This is a genomic window from Okeania sp. SIO2C9 (assembly GCF_010672455.1).
Taxonomy (GTDB): Bacteria; Cyanobacteriota; Cyanobacteriia; order Cyanobacteriales; family Microcoleaceae; genus Okeania.
Genome location: NZ_JAAHGO010000013.1, coordinates 73,155 through 91,781, shown reverse-complemented (window position 1 = coordinate 91,781; position 18,627 = coordinate 73,155). Strand labels below are relative to the sequence as shown.

At 35.7% G+C, this 18,627-nt stretch carries 21 protein-coding genes; 10 read left to right on the top strand and 11 right to left on the bottom strand.

The genetic code is table 11. From position 1 onward, the window contains the following. Positions 1-30 precede the first annotated feature (30 nt). Together F6K23_RS14295 and F6K23_RS14290 are read right to left on the bottom strand one after the other, a co-directional pair. The gene (locus F6K23_RS14295; RefSeq protein ID WP_293156393.1) at positions 31-519 is read right to left on the bottom strand and encodes a hypothetical protein; all 489 of its coding nucleotides are present in this window, start codon (positions 517-519) and stop codon (positions 31-33) included. Beyond that, positions 512-1,429: a GTPase domain-containing protein gene (locus F6K23_RS14290; RefSeq protein WP_293156390.1), complete on the bottom strand. Its 918-nt coding sequence runs from the start codon at positions 1,427-1,429 to the stop codon at positions 512-514. Before F6K23_RS14290 ends, F6K23_RS14295 begins: the two co-directional genes overlap by 8 nt. Before the next feature lie 63 nt (positions 1,430-1,492). Here F6K23_RS14290 and cbiD point away from each other — a divergent pair, with 63 nt between their 5' ends. From cbiD to F6K23_RS14265, 5 genes are all read left to right on the top strand, one after another. Further along, entirely contained in the window at positions 1,493-2,632 is a 1,140-nt protein-coding gene (gene cbiD / locus F6K23_RS14285; RefSeq protein ID WP_293156387.1) for a cobalt-precorrin-5B (C(1))-methyltransferase CbiD, read from the top strand. 335 nt (positions 2,633-2,967) lie between these two features. Next, a complete protein-coding gene (locus tag F6K23_RS14280) occupies positions 2,968-3,135 on the top strand; it encodes a hypothetical protein (protein WP_293156384.1) in 168 nt (55 codons plus the stop codon). A gap of 271 nt (positions 3,136-3,406) precedes the next feature. After that, on the top strand, positions 3,407-4,954 hold the full coding sequence (gene guaA / locus F6K23_RS14275; RefSeq protein WP_293156423.1) for a glutamine-hydrolyzing GMP synthase: 1,548 nt from the start codon (positions 3,407-3,409) through the stop codon (positions 4,952-4,954). 221 nt (positions 4,955-5,175) lie between these two features. Continuing rightward, complete coding sequence (locus F6K23_RS14270; RefSeq protein ID WP_293156382.1) at positions 5,176-5,442, top strand: hypothetical protein; 267 nt, start codon at positions 5,176-5,178, stop codon at positions 5,440-5,442. A 27-nt stretch (positions 5,443-5,469) separates the two neighbouring features. Then, on the top strand, positions 5,470-5,916 hold the full coding sequence (locus F6K23_RS14265; RefSeq protein WP_293156379.1) for an HNH endonuclease: 447 nt from the start codon (positions 5,470-5,472) through the stop codon (positions 5,914-5,916). 204 nt (positions 5,917-6,120) lie between these two features. Here F6K23_RS14265 and F6K23_RS14260 read toward each other — a convergent pair whose 3' ends face one another. Together F6K23_RS14260 and F6K23_RS14255 are read right to left on the bottom strand one after the other, a co-directional pair. Continuing rightward, positions 6,121-6,801: a PEP-CTERM sorting domain-containing protein gene (locus tag F6K23_RS14260; RefSeq protein ID WP_293156376.1), complete on the bottom strand. Its 681-nt coding sequence runs from the start codon at positions 6,799-6,801 to the stop codon at positions 6,121-6,123. Beyond that, positions 6,798-6,968 (bottom strand): hypothetical protein, encoded by a 171-nt coding sequence (locus F6K23_RS14255; protein WP_293156373.1) that lies wholly within the window; start codon positions 6,966-6,968, stop codon positions 6,798-6,800. Before F6K23_RS14255 ends, F6K23_RS14260 begins: the two co-directional genes overlap by 4 nt. 505 nt (positions 6,969-7,473) lie before the next feature. On the opposite strand from F6K23_RS14255, the gene F6K23_RS14250 reads away from it, so the two are divergent. From F6K23_RS14250 to F6K23_RS14235, 4 genes are all read left to right on the top strand, one after another. Next, complete coding sequence (locus tag F6K23_RS14250; protein ID WP_293156370.1) at positions 7,474-9,075, top strand: IS200/IS605 family accessory protein TnpB-related protein; 1,602 nt, start codon at positions 7,474-7,476, stop codon at positions 9,073-9,075. Between the two features lie 2 nt (positions 9,076-9,077). Beyond that, positions 9,078-9,245, top strand: a complete 168-nt coding sequence (locus tag F6K23_RS14245) for a hypothetical protein (RefSeq protein WP_293156367.1) — start codon at positions 9,078-9,080, stop codon at positions 9,243-9,245. 180 nt (positions 9,246-9,425) lie between these two features. Beyond that, positions 9,426-9,659 (top strand): recombinase family protein, encoded by a 234-nt coding sequence (locus F6K23_RS14240; protein ID WP_293156420.1) that lies wholly within the window; start codon positions 9,426-9,428, stop codon positions 9,657-9,659. Then, a complete protein-coding gene (locus F6K23_RS14235; protein ID WP_293156364.1) occupies positions 9,656-9,895 on the top strand; it encodes a hypothetical protein in 240 nt (79 codons plus the stop codon). The genes F6K23_RS14240 and F6K23_RS14235 overlap by 4 nt, the downstream gene beginning before the upstream one ends. Before the next feature lie 130 nt (positions 9,896-10,025). On the opposite strand, the gene F6K23_RS14230 is transcribed toward F6K23_RS14235, so the two are convergent. From F6K23_RS14230 to F6K23_RS14200, 7 genes are all read right to left on the bottom strand, one after another. Next, entirely contained in the window at positions 10,026-10,658 is a 633-nt protein-coding gene (locus F6K23_RS14230) for a 2OG-Fe(II) oxygenase (protein WP_293156361.1), read from the bottom strand. 43 nt (positions 10,659-10,701) lie between these two features. Continuing rightward, positions 10,702-11,325, bottom strand: a complete 624-nt coding sequence (locus tag F6K23_RS14225; RefSeq protein WP_293156358.1) for a 2OG-Fe(II) oxygenase — start codon at positions 11,323-11,325, stop codon at positions 10,702-10,704. Positions 11,326-11,839: 514 nt separating this feature from the next. Further along, the gene (locus F6K23_RS14220; protein ID WP_293156355.1) at positions 11,840-12,442 is read right to left on the bottom strand and encodes a sulfite oxidase-like oxidoreductase; all 603 of its coding nucleotides are present in this window, start codon (positions 12,440-12,442) and stop codon (positions 11,840-11,842) included. Between the two features lie 943 nt (positions 12,443-13,385). Then, positions 13,386-13,964 carry a transposase gene (locus tag F6K23_RS14215; RefSeq protein WP_293156352.1) on the bottom strand — a complete coding sequence of 193 codons (579 nt, stop codon included), beginning with the start codon at positions 13,962-13,964 and terminating at the stop codon, positions 13,386-13,388. Positions 13,965-13,971: 7 nt separating this feature from the next. Then, complete coding sequence (locus F6K23_RS41790; RefSeq protein WP_367267699.1) at positions 13,972-14,091, bottom strand: transposase; 120 nt, start codon at positions 14,089-14,091, stop codon at positions 13,972-13,974. Between the two features lie 982 nt (positions 14,092-15,073). Beyond that, the gene (locus F6K23_RS14205) at positions 15,074-16,492 is read right to left on the bottom strand and encodes an LCP family protein (RefSeq protein WP_293156346.1); all 1,419 of its coding nucleotides are present in this window, start codon (positions 16,490-16,492) and stop codon (positions 15,074-15,076) included. 98 nt (positions 16,493-16,590) lie between these two features. After that, positions 16,591-16,962 (bottom strand): hypothetical protein, encoded by a 372-nt coding sequence (locus tag F6K23_RS14200; protein WP_293156343.1) that lies wholly within the window; start codon positions 16,960-16,962, stop codon positions 16,591-16,593. A 931-nt stretch (positions 16,963-17,893) separates the two neighbouring features. Between F6K23_RS14200 and rpe the strand changes: the two genes are divergently transcribed. Continuing rightward, positions 17,894-18,604 (top strand): ribulose-phosphate 3-epimerase, encoded by a 711-nt coding sequence (rpe, locus tag F6K23_RS14195; protein WP_293156340.1) that lies wholly within the window; start codon positions 17,894-17,896, stop codon positions 18,602-18,604. The last annotated feature ends 23 nt before the right edge of the window (positions 18,605-18,627 follow it).

Sequence of the window (18,627 nt, the reverse complement as noted above, 5' to 3'; positions counted from 1 at the left end):
CCTGACTCCTGAGGACTCCATAATTATCATTTAGAAAATGTTGTATAAAAAATTAGTATTTTCTATTTGCGTGCATTTATAAATTATTGGCGCAAGATGCCAAATCAACTTTTCTTTATCATTATTTATCAGAGATAACTGTATACTTTGTATCTGCAAATTTAAAACTTCTTTGACAGAATAAATATCTTTTTTCCGACAGCGACCCCGCCAACAAAATATATAGTTTATACTTCTTTCATCATTTTTATTCAGTAGATTTTCTATAGCATAACTTTTAATGCAATAAACTTTTGCAGAAGATAAAACATGAAATAATTTCAACAAATAATTCCACCAGGTATTTGGTTCCGGCTTTTCTCTATTTTCGTATCTAGCTATATATTCACCAATAAAATCAATAGTCAATTTATCATTTTTTACTAAAACACATAAATCATCTTCTTTTAATCCAATTAAAATAAAATCAATCGGAGAATTTTCAATTACGATGGGAAATATTGGGTTTTCTTTAGGCATCTTCTGCAGTAAGTGCATTTAATATCTCGCTTTCAAATTTTTGCATATATTCTACTTCTTGATTAGAGTGATAATCAAAAGATATTGATTTTGTAAATATAGCTGTATCGCGCCATTTATTAATATGAGTTTCAAACCAGCTCTCCAGCTCATTACTACTTTGTGAACCATTCTTGTTCCAAAAATCTTTCTTATTGAGCAGAAAATGAATGCGTGAAAGAGGATTTTCTTTTCTTTGATTCTTTAAGTGTTGATATATCTGATCGAGAAATTCTTCATGCTTTGTCAATCTATCTTTATCTATCTGAGCAATATTCCGATTTTTATGAGATTCTTTACCTATAGAATTATGATCCATAACAACACAAAGAAAATCTGATTCTTGAGCTATTTTTAATTGTTGATAATAAGCTGCTCCATCACCGTCAATAAATCCCAAAAATTTTGTATTGTTGACTATAACACTTTCTTTTGGAGATAAAAAAAGTCCATAAATATACACATAAAGTTCAGTCGTTTTTCCTTCTGTTTTTCCCTCTTCTCTTTTCTCTTCAGGTATTCGGCAAAAGGATTTAGTTAAAGTGCTTTTACCCGATCTACTTATTCCAACAATACCAATTTTATAAAGTGGTGGATCGATATCTGCAAGACTATCTAGAGTTTCATATTTTCCTACTAACTTTACTGCTTCACGAAGCTCTTGAGGAATTGCCGAAATAGCTCCCCCAAGAATAGATGCTCCTCCAATACCTGCTCCTATTCCGAGAATAATACTTCCAGCAATATTAACTCCTGGTATAAGTGCAGCTGCACCAAGTAAAAAACCACTTATTGTTAAACCTACCCCCGGTAAACCTGCATAACTTTTGACTAAACGACCAGGATATTGTGACCAGTCTTTTTTTCCCATCTAAGCCTAATAGCAACAATTTTTTCCAGTAATAGTATAATAAGAAAATTATCTTAGTTCACTATGATAACTCCTGAACCTCTCTGTGGGTATACTCTTCCCGTCTTTGCTTGTGCAAGTGCAGTAGCTGCCCTACAATGCCTACATCAAGATGTCCCATCTTTGTCTACTGTATCAATAGATTTAATTGAACCAGCAAAAATTGTAGATATTCCCATACAACAGTTGGTCTTGCTAAAAACTAATACTGCTTTAGCTATTACTCACTCCGATCCCGGTGATAATCTCGATCTAACTCGCAATACTCCTGTGTGGGCAATGGTAGAATTAGGGGAATTTTCTATAAGTGACGCTTCAGAACAAATTGTGATTTTGGGTGGCGCTGGAGTGGGACATAATATTAGTAATGGGGAAGCAGCTATCTATAGTTATGCACGACGACTGCTACAAGAAAATTTGAAACCTCTGCTAAATTTTAATGAACAAATTAAAGTGACTATTATCTTACCGGAGGGACGTCAACTGGCAACTCGGACTTCTAATTCAGCTTTTGGCATAGTTGAAGGACTTTCTTTGTTGGGCACTACTGGAGTTTCTCAACCTTTGAGTGTGCCTGGACAACTTGATGCTTATCGGGAGGAGTTACAAAAAAAGGCAGCACAGTTTAGTTGTTTGGTGTTTTGTGTGGGAGAAAATGGTTTAGACCTAGCTAGGAAAATGGGCATACCACCACAACAGACCATTAAAACAGCTAACTGGTTAGGCCCAATGTTAGTAGCTGCTGCTATTGCTGGAGTAGAGTCTATTTTATTGTTAGGCTATCATGGCAAATTAATTAAGTTGGCTGGTGGGATTTTTCATACTCATCATCATCTGGCTGACGGACGATTAGAAATTTTAACAGCTCACTGTGCAAATATAGGTTTGCCCACCTCTGTACTACAAGAAATTTTTGCTTGTACTACTGCCGAAGCTGCTTTGAAAATCCTACGGAGTTTAGATAAAGATAATCAAAAGAATTGGGTGGATATGGTATATGGGGCGATCGCCTACCGTATAGAGGAACGTAGTCAAGCTTATATTTTTAATCATAGTCAAAAACAGGTCCAAGTAGGTTCGATGTTATTTGACCGCGATCGTCAAATTTTCCTAAAAACTGAAGTAGCTGATCGACTTTTTGCAGAAATTTGTTATTCTATTTAGAATACCCTAACTCTAGCTGAGGGTATTCTAGGAAAAATAAACAATAGTGGATGAGGCACGGGGAAAATTAAAATAAATTGGTAAATTTTATAACTAGCTAGAGTGAGTAACTGGCTTATAAGCCAGTTACTCACTCTAGTCACAATACCAAAACATTTTTATTGACATCCTCTTCCGTTAAATCAAAGATTATAACGGGAGATTCCTAAACCTCACGATTTAGGTTTACTGCTTGAGTGGCACTTATCTAGACTCTTGCCAGTCCCCGACAGTACGCCAACGAGCGTCAATTTGGTCTACGATCTGCCCGGCCACAGTAACAACTCAATGTTATCATGTCCCCATTGTATCATAATTCTCAATGGAGTGCTTATTGTTTGTTTGGTCGCGATTCATATCCCGGTAAATCGGAGATTTTACCAGGAGTCATCAAAGCTCCATTTTTAATAGAACTAGCCTTGATGAATAATTCGGTAGGAAAAGCGATCCCTATTGCTCATTAAACAACTTAGCCTGTAAGTTGTTAGCTTATTAGCAATTCAAGTATAAAAGCTTTTGTGGCGGTAGGAAAAATTTAGTTTGATACAAAAAGTGTGGAGAAAAAAATTTTCCTCACCGAAAAACATATATTGATATCTTACTAAGCTCGGGCTAACAACTTTATTCAGGAAAATTAACCTCACAATTAGAATATTATATTATAGCATATTAACCGTGACTCTAACAAGACAGACAGAAGAAATTTCTAATTTCTCCACTCAGTTTAATCGTCAGATGATCGTGATTCTGGACTTCGGTTCTCAATATTCAGAACTAATTGCCCGCCGGATTCGCGAAACTCAAGTATACTCAGAAGTAATTTCTTATCGGACAACTGCTGAAAAACTGGCAACCCTCAATCCCAAGGGAATTATTCTTTCTGGAGGTCCTAACTCAGTTTACGACCAAGCTGCACCTCATTGCGACCCCGAAATTTGGCAATTGGGAATACCAATTTTGGGCGTGTGCTACGGAATGCAGTTGATGGTACAGCAATTAGGGGGTGAAGTTAAACGCGCTCAATTAGCTGAATATGGCAAAGCATCTTTATCTATAGATGACCCCACAGATTTACTGACTAATGTAGAAGAAGGTACAACTATGTGGATGAGTCATGGAGATGCTGTGACAAAAATGCCCTCAGGTTTTGAAGTATTAGCTCATACAGATAATACTCCTTGTGCAGCGATCGCTCACCATGAGAAAAAGCTATACGGGACACAGTTTCACCCAGAGGTAGTTCACTCCCTTGGTGGTCAAGCATTGATTCGGAATTTTGTCTACCATATTTGTAAGTGTGAAGCAACTTGGACGACAGAAGCTTTTGTAGAAGAAGCGATTCGAGAAATTAGAGCTAAGGTAGGGGACAAACGAGTATTATTAGCATTGTCTGGAGGAGTTGACTCTTCAACTTTAGCATTTTTGCTGCATCGAGCGATCGGGGATAAATTAACTTGTATGTTTATTGACCAAGGTTTCATGCGGAAGTATGAACCAGAAAACTTGGTACAAATATTTCAGGAATCTTTTCATATATCAGTTGAATATGTGAATGCTCGCGAGCGCTTCTTAGGTAAACTCGAAGGAGTCACAGACCCAGAACAAAAACGCAAATTAATTGGCCACGAATTTATCCAAGTATTTGAAGAGGAGTCAAAACGTTTAGGACCTTTTGATTATCTTGCTCAAGGTACTCTTTATCCAGACGTGATTGAATCTGCTAACACCAACGTTGACCCCAAAACGGGGGAGCGAGTAGCAGTTAAAATCAAGAGTCATCATAATGTTGGAGGTCTGCCAAAAGATTTGAGGTTTAAGTTGGTCGAACCGTTGCGCAAGCTATTTAAAGATGAAGTCAGAAAAGTAGCTCGCTCTATTGGTTTACCAGAAAAAATCGTGCGACGACATCCTTTTCCCGGTCCAGGGTTAGCAATTCGGATATTAGGGGAAGTTACAGACAAACGGTTGAAAATATTGCGGGATGCTGACTTTGTTGTGCGGGATGAAATTGAACAGCAAGGAATGTATCACGATTTTTGGCAAGCGTTTGCGGTGTTATTGCCTATTCGTAGTGTGGGAGTGATGGGAGACCAACGCACTTATGCTTACCCAATTGTGTTGCGGTTTGTTTCTAGTGAGGATGGGATGACTGCTGACTGGTCTCGTGTACCTTATGATTTGTTGGAAAGTATTTCTAATCGCATTGTCAATGAGGTTAAAGGAGTTAACCGAGTAGTGTATGACATTACTTCTAAGCCTCCTGGTACTATTGAGTGGGAGTGATCTCAAGTTAAAATTCAAAAGTCAAAAGTCAAAAATTAGAAGTGTGTTGTAGGTTGGGTTAAGCGTATCTCGCAACCCAACACAACCAGGGTTAACTTTTGCTTTCAACCTACCTCGATCAAATAAACTAAGCTGTTTGGAGAATGTTGGGTTTTTCCGTTGGAAATGCTCCGCAAACGTACCTCAACCCAACCTACAACTAAGAAAAGGCTAAAAATATCATGCTCGATAATCCAACATTGAAACTAAATCAATTACCAAAAAATTTACCTCTTGAAGGTGGAATAAGTATGGAATTAGTAGAAGGGGTTCCAATATTTCGTGCTTCTAAAATTGTTCAAGAACGAATAGAAAATCTCGTGGCTAAACTCCAAGATTCGGAGCTAGCTTTAGCAGAAGAAAAAGAATTAGATGATTATGAAGAATTGGATGATTACCTCAGTTTTATTAATCGGACTGTGAGGAATATCATGCTCAAAGAAAATTAATTCCCAGAATTTTATAATTTTATAGCTGTGTCTGCTAATCGTTATATTACTGAAAAAACTATAGAAAAAGTACGTCAAAGAGCAAATTATCTTTGCGAATATTGCCACGCATCAGAAAAATGGCAGTATGTAACATTTACTGTAGATCATATAATTCCTGTCAATAAAGCAGGCAGCAACTCAATTGATAATTTAGCCTTAGCTTGCTCCACTCCTCCAGAAGAAAGTCTAATAAAATTAGTGCTATCAGATCGACAATCTGGCAAAGAAGTACCCTTATTTAATCCTCGAAATAATCTCTGGCAAGAACATTTTATTTGGTCTAGAGATAAAACTTTAATAATTGGTTTAACAGCAATAGGTCGCGCTACAATAATAACTCTAAATCTTAACAGAAATCGAATTATTAACATTCGTGCGGCAGATGTCGAAGTTGATAGACATCCACCTCCAGGCGATCCAATACAAGCTTAATATATTTATTAACAAGCAACATTTCTACTGATAACTGATAACTGATAACTGAAATAAGTGCCAGGTATCACAAGAAAAAAAATAGAAGGGAAAATTCCCTTCTGCTCATCGTTTCAATCACTTTTTCTTCTCGCACTTTTTAGCAAATTCTTTCTTCATTCTGACTCCTGACTCCTGTCTTCTGACTCCTTCTTCTCGCACTTTTTAGCCTTTAGTTTTTCTTTTACTGCCTAGCATTACACCTCCTAATGTGATAAAACCTAACATTAGGCTTGGTTCAGGGGTGCTCATACTCAATGGCGTCGTTTCCTCTCTCACAACCACTTGACTGCCAAAAGTTCCACTAATGCTGTAACCCGATTGAAGACTAGCAGAAGGAATAAATATATCTTTATATACTTGAAAATCTAAAAATTCCGGGGGCGCGAGAACATCGGCCCACCCATAACCGTATTCAATAAAACTTTCCGAAATCAAATCAAATTCAAATTCAAAAAAAGAAGGGTCTAACAAATTATCGGTGTTGATCACGATACCTTCTTCCACGATTTTCCGCTGCTGCACATCCGTTCCATCGGCAAGGGTGAGAGAGAAAGACCAATTTTCTAACTCTCCATAGCTGATAATTCCATCAGTCCCGGCCGTGGAGTCATAAGACCAATCGAACTGAAAAGAGGAGTAAGGCGCATTACTCTCCTCTAACTCAAAAGTTGTCTGTCTGTTAATTAGGAGCGCCTGCGCTGATTCCACTGTGGCTGGGTTCAGCATCACACCCCACAATCCCAATCCACCGCCGAGTATTCCAAAAGTAGTTGCCAGGCATTTACTGGCACAAATGCCTAAAGCCTTTTGCAATTTGTTAATCTTATTACTGCTGCTGTTCATGCTGTATTCTCTTTATTTTTTATGGTATGTTTTTGGGAGAACCACTCCCCAACGCCAAACAAACTACACATTTCCACATCTTCATATTCAACCAACTTCTTCACAAGCCAGCTAAAAGCAACGAAGTTTCTATGATGTTGTAATCTTTGTTCTTCACATACAAGCATAATTCTCCCCCCCTAGTGTCAAGAGGGTTTCGCCTACTTCATCAACTCTTCATAAAATCAGTTAAATCACTACCAAATTTTTACTGAATCTTCATAAAACTATCATCGTTTGTGGTATTTTCCGTTTGTCATCGCGTGGCGATCCAGTTTGCTTTTTGTCATCACGTGGCGATCTCTGCAAACTCAACCAGTAATATCATGTCGATATGCGATTGTGCGATAGTTAGGAGTAGGGGAGTAGGGAAGTAGGGGAGTAGGGGAGATATATTGGAAGTATAAGTAATGTAAATTTGTCTAGACGATGACTGTTGCTTGCTAACACCAAAAAATATAGACTATCCTAAACAAACATATACAAAATGTCTAGGATATGAGACAATCGCGAATTAGCAGAAAAATATAGATCCTGACACGAAACTTGAGTTCATGTCAAAGCTATCACAAATATTATTGACACCCTGAGACAAGCTCTGCTAACCTTGAGTAAAGTAATTCAATGTAAGTAATGGTCAAATCTCACGGTTCCTTAATAGGGATAGAAGCCAAAATTGAATATCATCCAGTATTTGAGGAACTCGGAGCATTATATGAATCCTGGAAACGCTCTGCTATTAACTGGATGCAAACAGAGAAATTATCAGAATCCTCAGTAGAAAAGCGTCTCCAGAAAAAGTTTAACATTCAGTGGGCATGGGCTGACTCAATCGCTACTGAAGCACGAACATGTTTAAACCAATTAAAAACAGCTAAAAAAAACTATATCACTAAATTAGAGTTACAAATCCAAGCTAAAACAACTGCTACAAAAAAACTTATCACTAAGCTAGAAAAAACATTAAAACTAGCAACAAAAAAAGGTTTTCCACATACACAATCTCGAAACAAATTTTTTCATCAATTACTAGGTTTAAAGAGTAAAGTTCAGAAAATAGCTAGTCTGAAACAAAAATTAAAGAAGTTAAAAAATACAGAACGTCTACATATTTGTTTTGGTTCACAGAAATTATTTAACGCTCAACATAATTTAGCAGAAAATGGATATAAAACCCGATCGGGATGGAGTTTAGATTGGCGAAAAAAACGGTCAGGCAGATTTTTATGTGTAGGAAAATCTCAGCCAGGCGGTGGAACTATGATGAAAGTTTTCCCATTACAAGAGGATGGTAAGTATAAATTAGAGATTCAACTACCGAGACCATTACAGGACAAATATGGTCAAAAAATACAGTTAGAATTTTCTGTTTCAGATAGGAATGGTCGATATAGAACAACAGATTTAGATTATGCCATAAACAGTTTAAAACCAATTACAATTTCTATTTTTCGTAGAGAACATAAACAGGATAATTGGTATATACATCTTTCAACTTATGTACAAGAAATTCCAGTAGTTCATACTAGAAAAAATGGTTGCCTTGGTATTGATTTTAATGCAGAATCAATTTCAGTTACTTATGTGAAGTGGGATGGTAACATTGAATATTTAGAAGAAATCCCGTATAAATGGAAAAATCAAACAACAGGAAAACGACAAGCAACTATGAGAAATATTGTTTGTCAAATTGTCAAATTAGCAGAGTTTTTTGAATGTGCTATTGCGGTTGAGTCTCTAGACTTTAGCAAGAAAAAATCCAAGATGAGCGAGGAAGGTAAAGTTTATAATGAGATGCTTTCCAATTTGTCTACGGGAATGTTTAGGGAAGCTATATTGTCACGTTGTAGAAGATTTGGAGTTGAATTAATTAAAGTTAATCCAGCTTTTACCAGTGTAATTGGAATGATTAATTATATGCCTAAGTATGGCCTCAATAGTGGCACTGCTGCAGCTTTAGTAATTGGTCGTAGAGCATTAAAATTATCAGAAAAAATACCACAGTGTTTGTTGAGACCAGGGGATGTCAACAAACATGATTGGAGTCATTGGAGGCGAGTTGCTAGTTTTATTAAACTACATCGTATCCAGAGGACTCAACTTTTTCAATGGAGGAAAGCCCTTGAGGGAATCCTAACCCATAGCTTGTGGGCGGAACATCAACTTTCACAGCAAGTACACATTGAAACGGGTGAGCCACAAAATCATTTGCAGTCACCGATGGCAAATGTCTAGCTTTGTCTAGTTTTCAAGAAGGTGTCGCTCATACTCCTATTAGAAAAATATTAGTTAATCTTAAAATACCAATTATTTTTGACTTTAACTTAACCTTAATCTTTGTGGAAAATTCTGTGGAAAACTATATTTTAACTGTGGAAAACTTTACCTATTCTGGAAAATATTAAAATTAAAAATTGTGGAGACCGTTGAGTTAAGGACTGAGTTTCACGATGAATATCGAGGAAAAATATTGTATATATGCTCACGAAGAACATATCAGGGAGCTAGTCTTTCATCACTGAAGAGGATTTAGCAGCTAGCTTGAGGGTTAAAACCTCAATCTAGGAAACGTCAAGTTGTAGTTTATTGCCCTTGTATCCTCCGCTAAACAAAATCAGGAACTACAGAACCAAAAAGAGGCTATGGAAAAATTTTGTCTAGCTAAAGGTTTATGTGTCGATCAGTGGATTTGTGAAATAGGCGGGGGTATGAATTTTAAGCGCCGAGAATTCTTAAGAATTGTTATAGATGCCATAGATGGTAAAACAGAAAGTATTGTAGTTGCCCACAAAGATAGATTATGTAGATTTGAAGAGTGATGCGAGTTGAAACATTAGTGAACCGTTCCGGTTGTCAAATCATTGTAGCCAATCAGTCTAATCTATCACCACAACAGGAGCTAGTAGAAGATCTGCTGGCTATTATCCACTGTTTTTCATGTCGAATATATGGCTCTAGACACTATGCAAAAGAAAAAGTCAAAGCTGCCATTACAAGGGTTGGTGATTGGAGGTATGAAATTAGTAATTTAGCTAAATTAAGAGTAATTCTTTGAATGCCTTGATTAGATATTGTCTTTACTTAATTGACCGAAAAGCACTTTTCTTTCTCCTGACTCCTGACTCGGTCCTCCTGACTCCTAAGTAATTAAGGTTAATATCATACAATAATTCACCAACGCCGAATTATCTAAACTGAGGACCGCCTACCCAACAAACAAGTGCCCATCTCTTACCTTGAGTAATAGGTGTTACTTCATGGAGTATCGTAGAAGGAAACAAAACCATTGTTCCTCTTTCTTTTGGTAATTTTTCTGGTTCTCTGTTAGTATACAACTTCAATTCTGAACCTTCATAATCTTGAGGATTGGAAAGTTGGATCGAGATAGAAATTTTGCGATAATAATAAATATCCCCATTATCTAGATGTTTATTGTAATGATCCTGAATATTTTCCTGATTATTACTAGCTTCATAACATAATAGTTGTAAGGAATCAATAATACCGTAAATATCATAATTCCACCACTTATTATTGGCATATTTAACACTATTAGTTAACCTTTCCCACAGCCATCTCGTGGATGCCGAATAATTCACACCCCAGAGTTTGACTTGACGAAACTCTGGTTTCAATTTTCCATCTACAGTAGGGTTTGATGGCTTTATTTGTTTTGATAAAGAAATAACCCACTCACACTCTTTTGCTGTTAAAGCGCCCCAGTTTTCACCTGGTTGACAGAAATGCTCTTTTTGAGAAGCATCATAGCAAGCATATGTAATTTGACGATACTTTTGTTCAGGAGAAATCCAAACCATATTTTCTCAATCCTAATTTATGAAAACTATTTATTTTTGCAAATTATCGGAATTGAGGACCACTAATCCAACCAATAAGTTCCCATCTTTTACCTTCAAAAATAGGCGTTACTTCATGCAAAATAAATGAAGGAAACATAATCATTGTTCCTTTATTTCTAGGTAATATTTGGGGATTTTCTTGTAGATACAAATTTAGTTTTGCGCCCTCATAAGTCTTGGGATCAGATAATTCTACAGAAAAAGACATCTTCCTACAAGAAAAAGGATATTCATTATCTATATGTAAATCACAATTATCTTTAATCTGATTAGAATTATTTGTGCTGTCATAACAGAGGAGCTGTAAAGGCTCTATAATTCCCACAATATCATAGTTCCACCAACGATTATTTGCAGTTATAAGATTATTAATTAATCGTTGCCAAAGCCAATTTGTTTCTTTTGTTTGAGATATTTCCCAAGCATTAGCTTGACGATAGTTCTGGTGAAGACCTTCAAACCTATGACTTTTATCCTTGAATAAATTTTGTGAAAATGAGATAATCAAGTCACACTCTTGTGTTGTAAAAGCTCCCCAATTTTCACCTTTTTGACAAAAATGACTTGGCTGACTACCATCGTAATAAGTGAATGGAGTTTGATTATATTTTTTCTCAGGATACATCCAAAACATCTTTAATGCGTTGTCTATGTAATCTAGTTAGTGTTTATAAATATCTAAGAAAATATTATACCAATTATTATGTATGAATATTATAAAAAATAAATTTTAAATTTAGATTAAGGAGATATCTCCAATCCTAGAAGCTACCTATTATCATTGTTTCGGTTTTTTTATTCTTTCTTGATTTCTTCTTCCTTCTGCCTTGAAATTCTAAAATAACTTGTTCCCAATATAGTAATATCATATCCGGTTGAATACTTATAAATAAGTAAACAGGGAGCAGAGGAGGAAAAGAATCTAAAGAAAAATCGGGCAGGAGAAATTTTTTTGATTGTGCTACTAAGCGGACATGATATAATACCAAGGGTGAAAAAAGAATGTTTTTGTTAGGTGAAACTTCAATTATTAAGTAATTAACATAGGCGCATCGGAGATTTTTGATAATTATTAGCTAGTAATACCAAGGTTAACTTTACTATCTAAAAACTAGACAACTCTTCGCCAAAAAATATACTTAAAAACCAGAGCTACTATAACGCTCTTCTGCCCAAGGTTCACCTCTTATGTGATAACCATTCTTCTCCCAGAAACCTAACTCTTCATCTTTGAGGAATTCTAATCCATTAATCCATTTGGCACTTTTCCAAGCATAGAGGTGAGGAACTACTAATCGCACAGGGCCACCATGATCTGCTGGTAATGGCTCACCAAATAAAGTGTGGGCAAAGAAATTTTCTTCTGTGAGAAAATCAGTCACAGAAATATTAGTAGTGTAGCCTCCATAACAATGTTCCATAATATGGACAGCTTTAGGATCGACTTCTACATGGTCCATCAAATCTGTAACTTTTACCCCTGTCCACTGAACATCTAGTTTTGACCAGCGAGTCACACAATGAAAATCTGCTGTGAAGTGGTTTTGTGGCATGGCCATTAAATCTGACCAAGTCAAGGTTAATGGTTTAGCCAAACCCCATACTTTCAATTCCCATGTATCTGTACTGATATTAGGAATTTCGCCATAAGTCAGTACGGGAAAGCCTTTAGCCAAGTATTGACCGGGAGGAACGCGATCGCTATTTTCTGCTTCTGGTTTGTGGAAAAATTTACCTAACATGGTTAAAAACTTTTAGTAACTTACCTTGAATAATTGAAATTAACTACTTTAGTTTCTGCAAATGCCAATATTCCTGAATTATTTCAGGAATTTATTCGTTTAATGATGAATAAAATTAACAAGTTTCTGCTTTTACTTTTTTAGTTGATGAACTCAAATTTCACCTAAAAACTTTGATAGTTTGAAGGTTTCCGTGCTTCCACTGAGGGCAGAAAACTTATCAGTGATTTTTCAGTGATTTCACTGTTATTCTCAAGTAGCAAATTGCAAATAAAATATGGTAATTGCAACTATTATATATTTTTATTTTTGCACTAATTCTGTTTTGTGTGCAATCCCAAGGTCAAATTATACCTCAGATTGAAAGTCAATGAAGCCTTATTTATCCTTTTAATATTTACTTTATAAATCAGATCTAAGATGGGAACTTATTCGATCTTTAGCTATACTGTTTATCTAGATCGCTCATTAATTTATAAATCACTCATAAATACAATGAATCTGAACTATATAATTCCCTTATGTATTTCTTGTCTGGCTATTTTTGTCAGTGTCAATTCTGATGTCAAAACTCTGGATGGGATTCCTCGCTTGCTCGCTCCCTGTATAGGATTCATTGGATTAATATGGTTTTTTAACGTTATTCCTTGGTTATTGAAGGTTGCTTGTATACTAATTTTACTTTCTATTCGTAAAAATTTTTTAATCCAATAACTAGATATTTGTTTATGTTAAAAAACTTTTTTTTGATAAAAACTACCAATCTTTTCAGAATAGAATTTTACTGAATTAAGGTATAGTATTAGGACTTATAGGGTAGTTTTTCACAGTATAAGCTGCGAAAAATAGATCTCATTTTCTATAATCGCGGAGACTTGTTTATAGAACCCCTGAATGGTATCTTTTCCTAAAAAGATTATACTAAGTCGCGATCGCCAACCTCTTAAGCATCAGTCGAATAAAACGGCATATTAATCTTGGCTGTGGCATTTTCCAGAGTTCGCATCAAATTTTTAGTCAAGCTTTTACACCTTTCCATCCAAGAGTTGGTTCTTTCGATGACCCACCTGGCCTTGACGGGAACAAATCCTGTTTTTCCTCGCTGTTTTTTCTCCACCTGTGAAGGTTTTGGTGATAGTTTAAACCGAATCTTGGTCATAATTGCTGGATAAATTTTCTTTAACTCCTGTGTTATTTTTTCTGGATGATATCCATTGTCAAGTAAGATAGTAATTTTAGGAATGTTAACTGGTTTGGACTTCAAGTAATCAATGTTATCTGACAACATTTCTATTAATCCCTGATCGTCAGACACATTGGCTTTGCTGCAATGAGTAAAAAAAGGAAAACCTAGACTATCAACTGCTAGATGTCTTTTAATTCCGTTGGTAGCCTTGTAAAAACAGAATCCCTTGGACTTGATACTAGCATTACAGGTATTTTTTACTGCCTGTGAATCAATGATGATTAAAGTTGTCCATCTGGCTTTTTTTTTACCTGAGCAGCGTACTTGAGAATGCAATACATCTCTAATCTTCAAGGGTCACCCCTGATGTTCGCCACTGCTTGTAGTGCCAAAATACAGTTGAATAGGGTGGTAAATCTTTGGGTAGATCACACCAGTTACAACCATTTTTTAGTTGATACAAGATACCATCTAAGATTTCTCTGTTGCTCCCTGCATGTTGGACAAGTCTTCTTCTTCTTAGGTAGTAGTGGTTCGATTAGAACCCATTCTTTGTCTGTTAAACTGCTGGAATACGGCATTTTCTCTGCTAGTTGGCGATCGCGACTTAGTATAACCTTTCCCTCAAAAGATACGCTTAGGGGTTCTATAGAAGCCATTTGGTATCTATTTAAGAAGTTACAAGTTCAATACCCATCTGGGTTTTATGATTCTGGCAGTCATTTTTCATAATTTTTCGGTTTCCTGAACCCTTATAGTTGTTAGGCTCCTTAAAACTGCTTTCCTGAAGCCTTTGTATTTCAATAAAAGATACGCTTAGGGGTTCTATAACTTTCATTAATATTTTTTTGAAGTAGCACTCAGCACTCAGCTATCAGCGATCAGCTTCTCAAGGTGTATAATGGGAGATTAAAACCCCCATAAAAGTCGCACCACGCGCTTTTTCAAATATAGAGGGGGCTTTAAACCCTTGATTTTTTTTAGCACTCCAGCTAAATGCTGTTTGCGAAGCATTCCTTCAACAATTAATAATGAATAATGAATAATGAATAATTACCTCTCCATGAATTGAAGAGGATTGACAAATTCATGAAAATTTTTCTTCACAGGAGTGATTGGATATGGCGAGGAGACCTCGCCATCCCTCGACCGCTTATTATCCCCTTAAAAGGGGAGGCGCATACCCACAATTTTTCGGTAAGGAAAAGCTGATAGCTAGTTAAATTCTCATCAAAATTAACAAAACCTAGAAAATTTTTTAGGGTAAAAACATTCCAGGGGAATGTCTCTCTAGATTTAGGCATAATATTACAGCACTTTTTAAGATGGTAAGGTACAGCTACTCCCTACTTCTAGTTCCTGTGTTCTCTACTGCCAAGATGTACCTCATCAAATAGAAAATTTCTGCAAGTATAGCGCCCTAACTGCAAAATTTGACTTTTGTACTACCAATCTCGTGAATTTTTAGACTCATCCTGAATTGATAACCAATCTTTTCCTAACTGAATAGTCACATCTGACCTTAAATATCCCGTACTTTCTACAAAAACTTCTCCAAAACCTAGAGACTTTTGAACTTCCTGCGCAGCTTGCATATCTCCTTTCTGAGCAATAATTCGAGTCACTTCCAAAGGTGAATTCCAAGGTTTAGCCACTTTGACATTCCAATAACCAGCATCATTTAGGGAATTTACTAATTCATCAACAGACTCCCAATCATCTGTACTATCTTGAATTGCTACTCTAACATAAGAAGACTCAGAATTTTCTAATTGTTCGCGGTCATAACCAAAATCAAAGTGTTTAGCAATCATCGTATCTAGAGTTATCAGATCGGGCAACCAGTAACTAGCATTATACTGTCTAGGGTTGCTAAACTCACCAGGTACCATCAACATCTGCACATTAGAGCGGTCAGTTTTAGCAGCAAAATTCATCAAAGCTACTAATTCTTCAACACTCAAATTTGTATCAATATGAGACTGAATTACTGAAAGAATTTTTGGTAGTCGTGATAAAGTTTTCACGTTAACCGACTGTTCCATAAATGCTCGCATCAGAAGTTGTTGGCGTTGCACTCGCCCAATGTCTCCTAAATTATCGTAGCGAAATCTCAAAAATTGTAAAACTTGATCGCCATCGAGATGTTGGTTGCCAGCTTTGAGATTAATATACAAATGTTGACTATCATCTTGATATTTCATATCTTTGGGCACATTAACTGTAACACCCCCAAGAGCATCTATTAATTTTTCTACTCCTTGTACATTGACTCGAATATAACGGTCAATTCCTACCCCACCAAGAAGTTCACTCACAGCTTTGGCACTTTTAGCAGGTCCTCCGTAATAGTTCGCAGCATTAATCTTGGTTAAGCCTCGGTCTTCTACATAGGTACGAGTATCTCTAGGAATAGAAAGCAAAGTTAACTTCTGATTTTTCGGGTCGAACCTTACTAGAAGCATCGTATCAGATAATCCTTTAAAAGAATTAACTAAAGCGTGATATCCTACATCATTACTATAATGGGGATATTCTTCTAAATCTGACGTTAATACTTTAATTCCCAATAATAATATATTTACAGGTCGGGTTAACTCTGGCAATCTCATATTACTTTTGGCCAGGTCTTGTTGAGAAAATACTGCTGCTTCTTCTGGAGAGAGCTTTTGTTGCATTAGTGGAGTGCTGGAAAGAGATACGGCTAAGAGAGCGCCTGCTGTTGCAGATATCATTGCCACTCCGGCTAAACCTAGACCTAAACCAAACCAATGTCCTGGACTAAATTGGGTAGGTTGTCTCTGTAGATTTTCTGTTGTTGAATGTTTTCTAGAGGTTGAATGTAAAAATTTATTAGCGGGCACTGGCTTCCTCACACACTAAATATTAAAATAAGGTTTTATTGTCAGAAAAATTTTACTGAAAATTAGAATTTTCAATAGTTTAATAGAATCTTCGACTATCATAAATGTTTACCTACCACTTTTTCTGCTATCCGGCTAATTCCTGGTAGCCATAATGGTTGTCTTTTCCAAATACGAACCATTAGCCCTAAACTTATTATGAAGTAGCTAGTAGTTAGCAGACTATTAATTAATAACAGTGTGATAGTCCCAGATTCCCCAATTTCAGTCCCTGGTTGTAATAAAATATTGCCCAAGATCCACATCATGGTTAAAGTAATAACTAATTTGCTGACTGCTCTATGTTGTGGACTACGGTGTTGACGATACAGAATCCACATTGCCATGAAGAAACCTAATACTGGAGTGACTAATAAATATAGTTGTAGGCGGTTAATGTTAGAGTTTTCTAGTTGCTGAGTATTTTTCATTTTGGTTATTAGCAAAAGTTCAGTTTTTGTTGGTATTTATATAACTTAAATCTGTCAGATTCTGGTAATCTCTTTTTTTTGAGGGTACAGAAAATCAAAGTCACTATAATAACAATAAGAATATTTGAATTAGAATAAGTATATCCCATTTTTGTTTCTTCGTCTAATTACCTTAAATTAACAACTGAAAAAATATATAGAGGTGATGATGCATTTAATTAAAGCTGAGAATCTAAAATATATACCACATTTAATCAATGAAATAATTGACTTAAACAAGTTTATTTTTGATATAAAAAATAATGCTTCTATAGAATAAATTAAGAGATTCATTCTAGATTATAAAAAAAAATTAGAGGCGATATATGGAAGTTTGATATAAATTTTGAGTATGTACTTGAGGATGAAAAATATACATTTACAATCATGGTAACTAGCAAATTACCGATGTTTACTGCGTATATATATCAAAATAATTTAAAAATTTATGTTTGTCAAAAAGGTGGTAAAATAACTGATTTTTTGTGATTCCACAAATAAAAGTCATATCTTATTATTCAAAAGTTAATTTTTCTTCTAATAAACTAATAAAAAATTCAGTATCAATGCCAGGATTTTTACCTGATCCTGGTAAATTTTTTGGAGATTTTTATGATTATTCTGACCGGAATGATATATCTTGATTAGATTTTCCTAAAACAGATTTCTCTACTCACCATGTTACTGACTTTCTTGGTAAGTATTTTGTAAGTTATTAATTTTTTCTCCTCCTAAAAACCCTGTCAAATATTTGACTTTCCCCTGTTTCCTCAAACATTTAATTTTTTATTTATATCTCAAATTTCAATGCTACATATATATTCTGACAATAAATTATTAAATTAGTGTTAAAATTTACGCAACAGAGAATAGTAGGAGAACATTCACTCTTATGACCACTATGCAGAAAAAACCTATTGTTATTGCCCCATCTATACTATCAGCAGATTTTAGCCGTCTTGGAGATGAAGTACGAGCTGTAGACCAAGCTGGTGCTGACTGGATTCACGTTGATGTTATGGATGGCCGTTTTGTACCCAACATTACTATCGGTCCATTAATTGTCCAAGCACTTCGTCCTGTCACTCAAAAACCTCTTGATGTCCACTTAATGATTGTGGAGCCAGAGAAATATGTTGAAGATTTTGCTAAGGCAGGTGCAGATATTATATCTGTTCATGCTGAACATAATGCTTCACCCCATTTACACCGAACTCTAGGCCAAATTAAAGAGTTGGGTAAGCAAGCTGGTGTAGTTCTAAATCCTTCTACACCACTAGAATTAATTGAATATACTTTAGATTTGTGTGACTTGGTATTAATTATGAGTGTTAACCCTGGTTTTGGAGGCCAGAGTTTTATTCCTGGAGTAGTATCTAAGATTCGCAAGCTTCGTCAAATGTGTGATGAACGAGGACTCGATCCTTGGATTGAAGTAGATGGTGGTCTTAAGACCAATAATACTTGGCAGGTGTTAGAAGCTGGTGCTAATGCTATTGTTGCAGGTTCTGCCGTGTTTAAAGCTAATGATTATGCAGAAGCAATTAATGGTATTCGTAATAGTAAGCGTTCTGTTCCTGAACCTGAGTTAGCTACTGTTTAATAACAAAAAATACAGTTTAATAA

Coding starts and splice junctions, on each gene's coding strand:
- F6K23_RS14295 (WP_293156393.1), bottom strand. CDS start 519: ATGCCTAAAGAAAACCCAATATTTCCCATCGTAATTGAAAATTCTCCG.
- F6K23_RS14290 (WP_293156390.1), bottom strand. CDS start 1,429: ATGGGAAAAAAAGACTGGTCACAATATCCTGGTCGTTTAGTCAAAAGT.
- cbiD (WP_293156387.1), top strand. CDS start 1,493: ATGATAACTCCTGAACCTCTCTGTGGGTATACTCTTCCCGTCTTTGCT.
- F6K23_RS14280 (WP_293156384.1), top strand. CDS start 2,968: ATGTCCCCATTGTATCATAATTCTCAATGGAGTGCTTATTGTTTGTTT.
- guaA (WP_293156423.1), top strand. CDS start 3,407: ATGATCGTGATTCTGGACTTCGGTTCTCAATATTCAGAACTAATTGCC.
- F6K23_RS14270 (WP_293156382.1), top strand. CDS start 5,176: ATGCTCGATAATCCAACATTGAAACTAAATCAATTACCAAAAAATTTA.
- F6K23_RS14260 (WP_293156376.1), bottom strand. CDS start 6,801: ATGAACAGCAGCAGTAATAAGATTAACAAATTGCAAAAGGCTTTAGGC.
- F6K23_RS14255 (WP_293156373.1), bottom strand. CDS start 6,968: ATGCTTGTATGTGAAGAACAAAGATTACAACATCATAGAAACTTCGTT.
- F6K23_RS14250 (WP_293156370.1), top strand. CDS start 7,474: ATGGTCAAATCTCACGGTTCCTTAATAGGGATAGAAGCCAAAATTGAA.
- F6K23_RS14230 (WP_293156361.1), bottom strand. CDS start 10,658: ATGGTTTGGATTTCTCCTGAACAAAAGTATCGTCAAATTACATATGCT.
- F6K23_RS14225 (WP_293156358.1), bottom strand. CDS start 11,325: ATGTATCCTGAGAAAAAATATAATCAAACTCCATTCACTTATTACGAT.
- F6K23_RS14220 (WP_293156355.1), bottom strand. CDS start 12,442: ATGTTAGGTAAATTTTTCCACAAACCAGAAGCAGAAAATAGCGATCGC.
- F6K23_RS14200 (WP_293156343.1), bottom strand. CDS start 16,962: ATGAAAAATACTCAGCAACTAGAAAACTCTAACATTAACCGCCTACAA.
- rpe (WP_293156340.1), top strand. CDS start 17,894: ATGACCACTATGCAGAAAAAACCTATTGTTATTGCCCCATCTATACTA.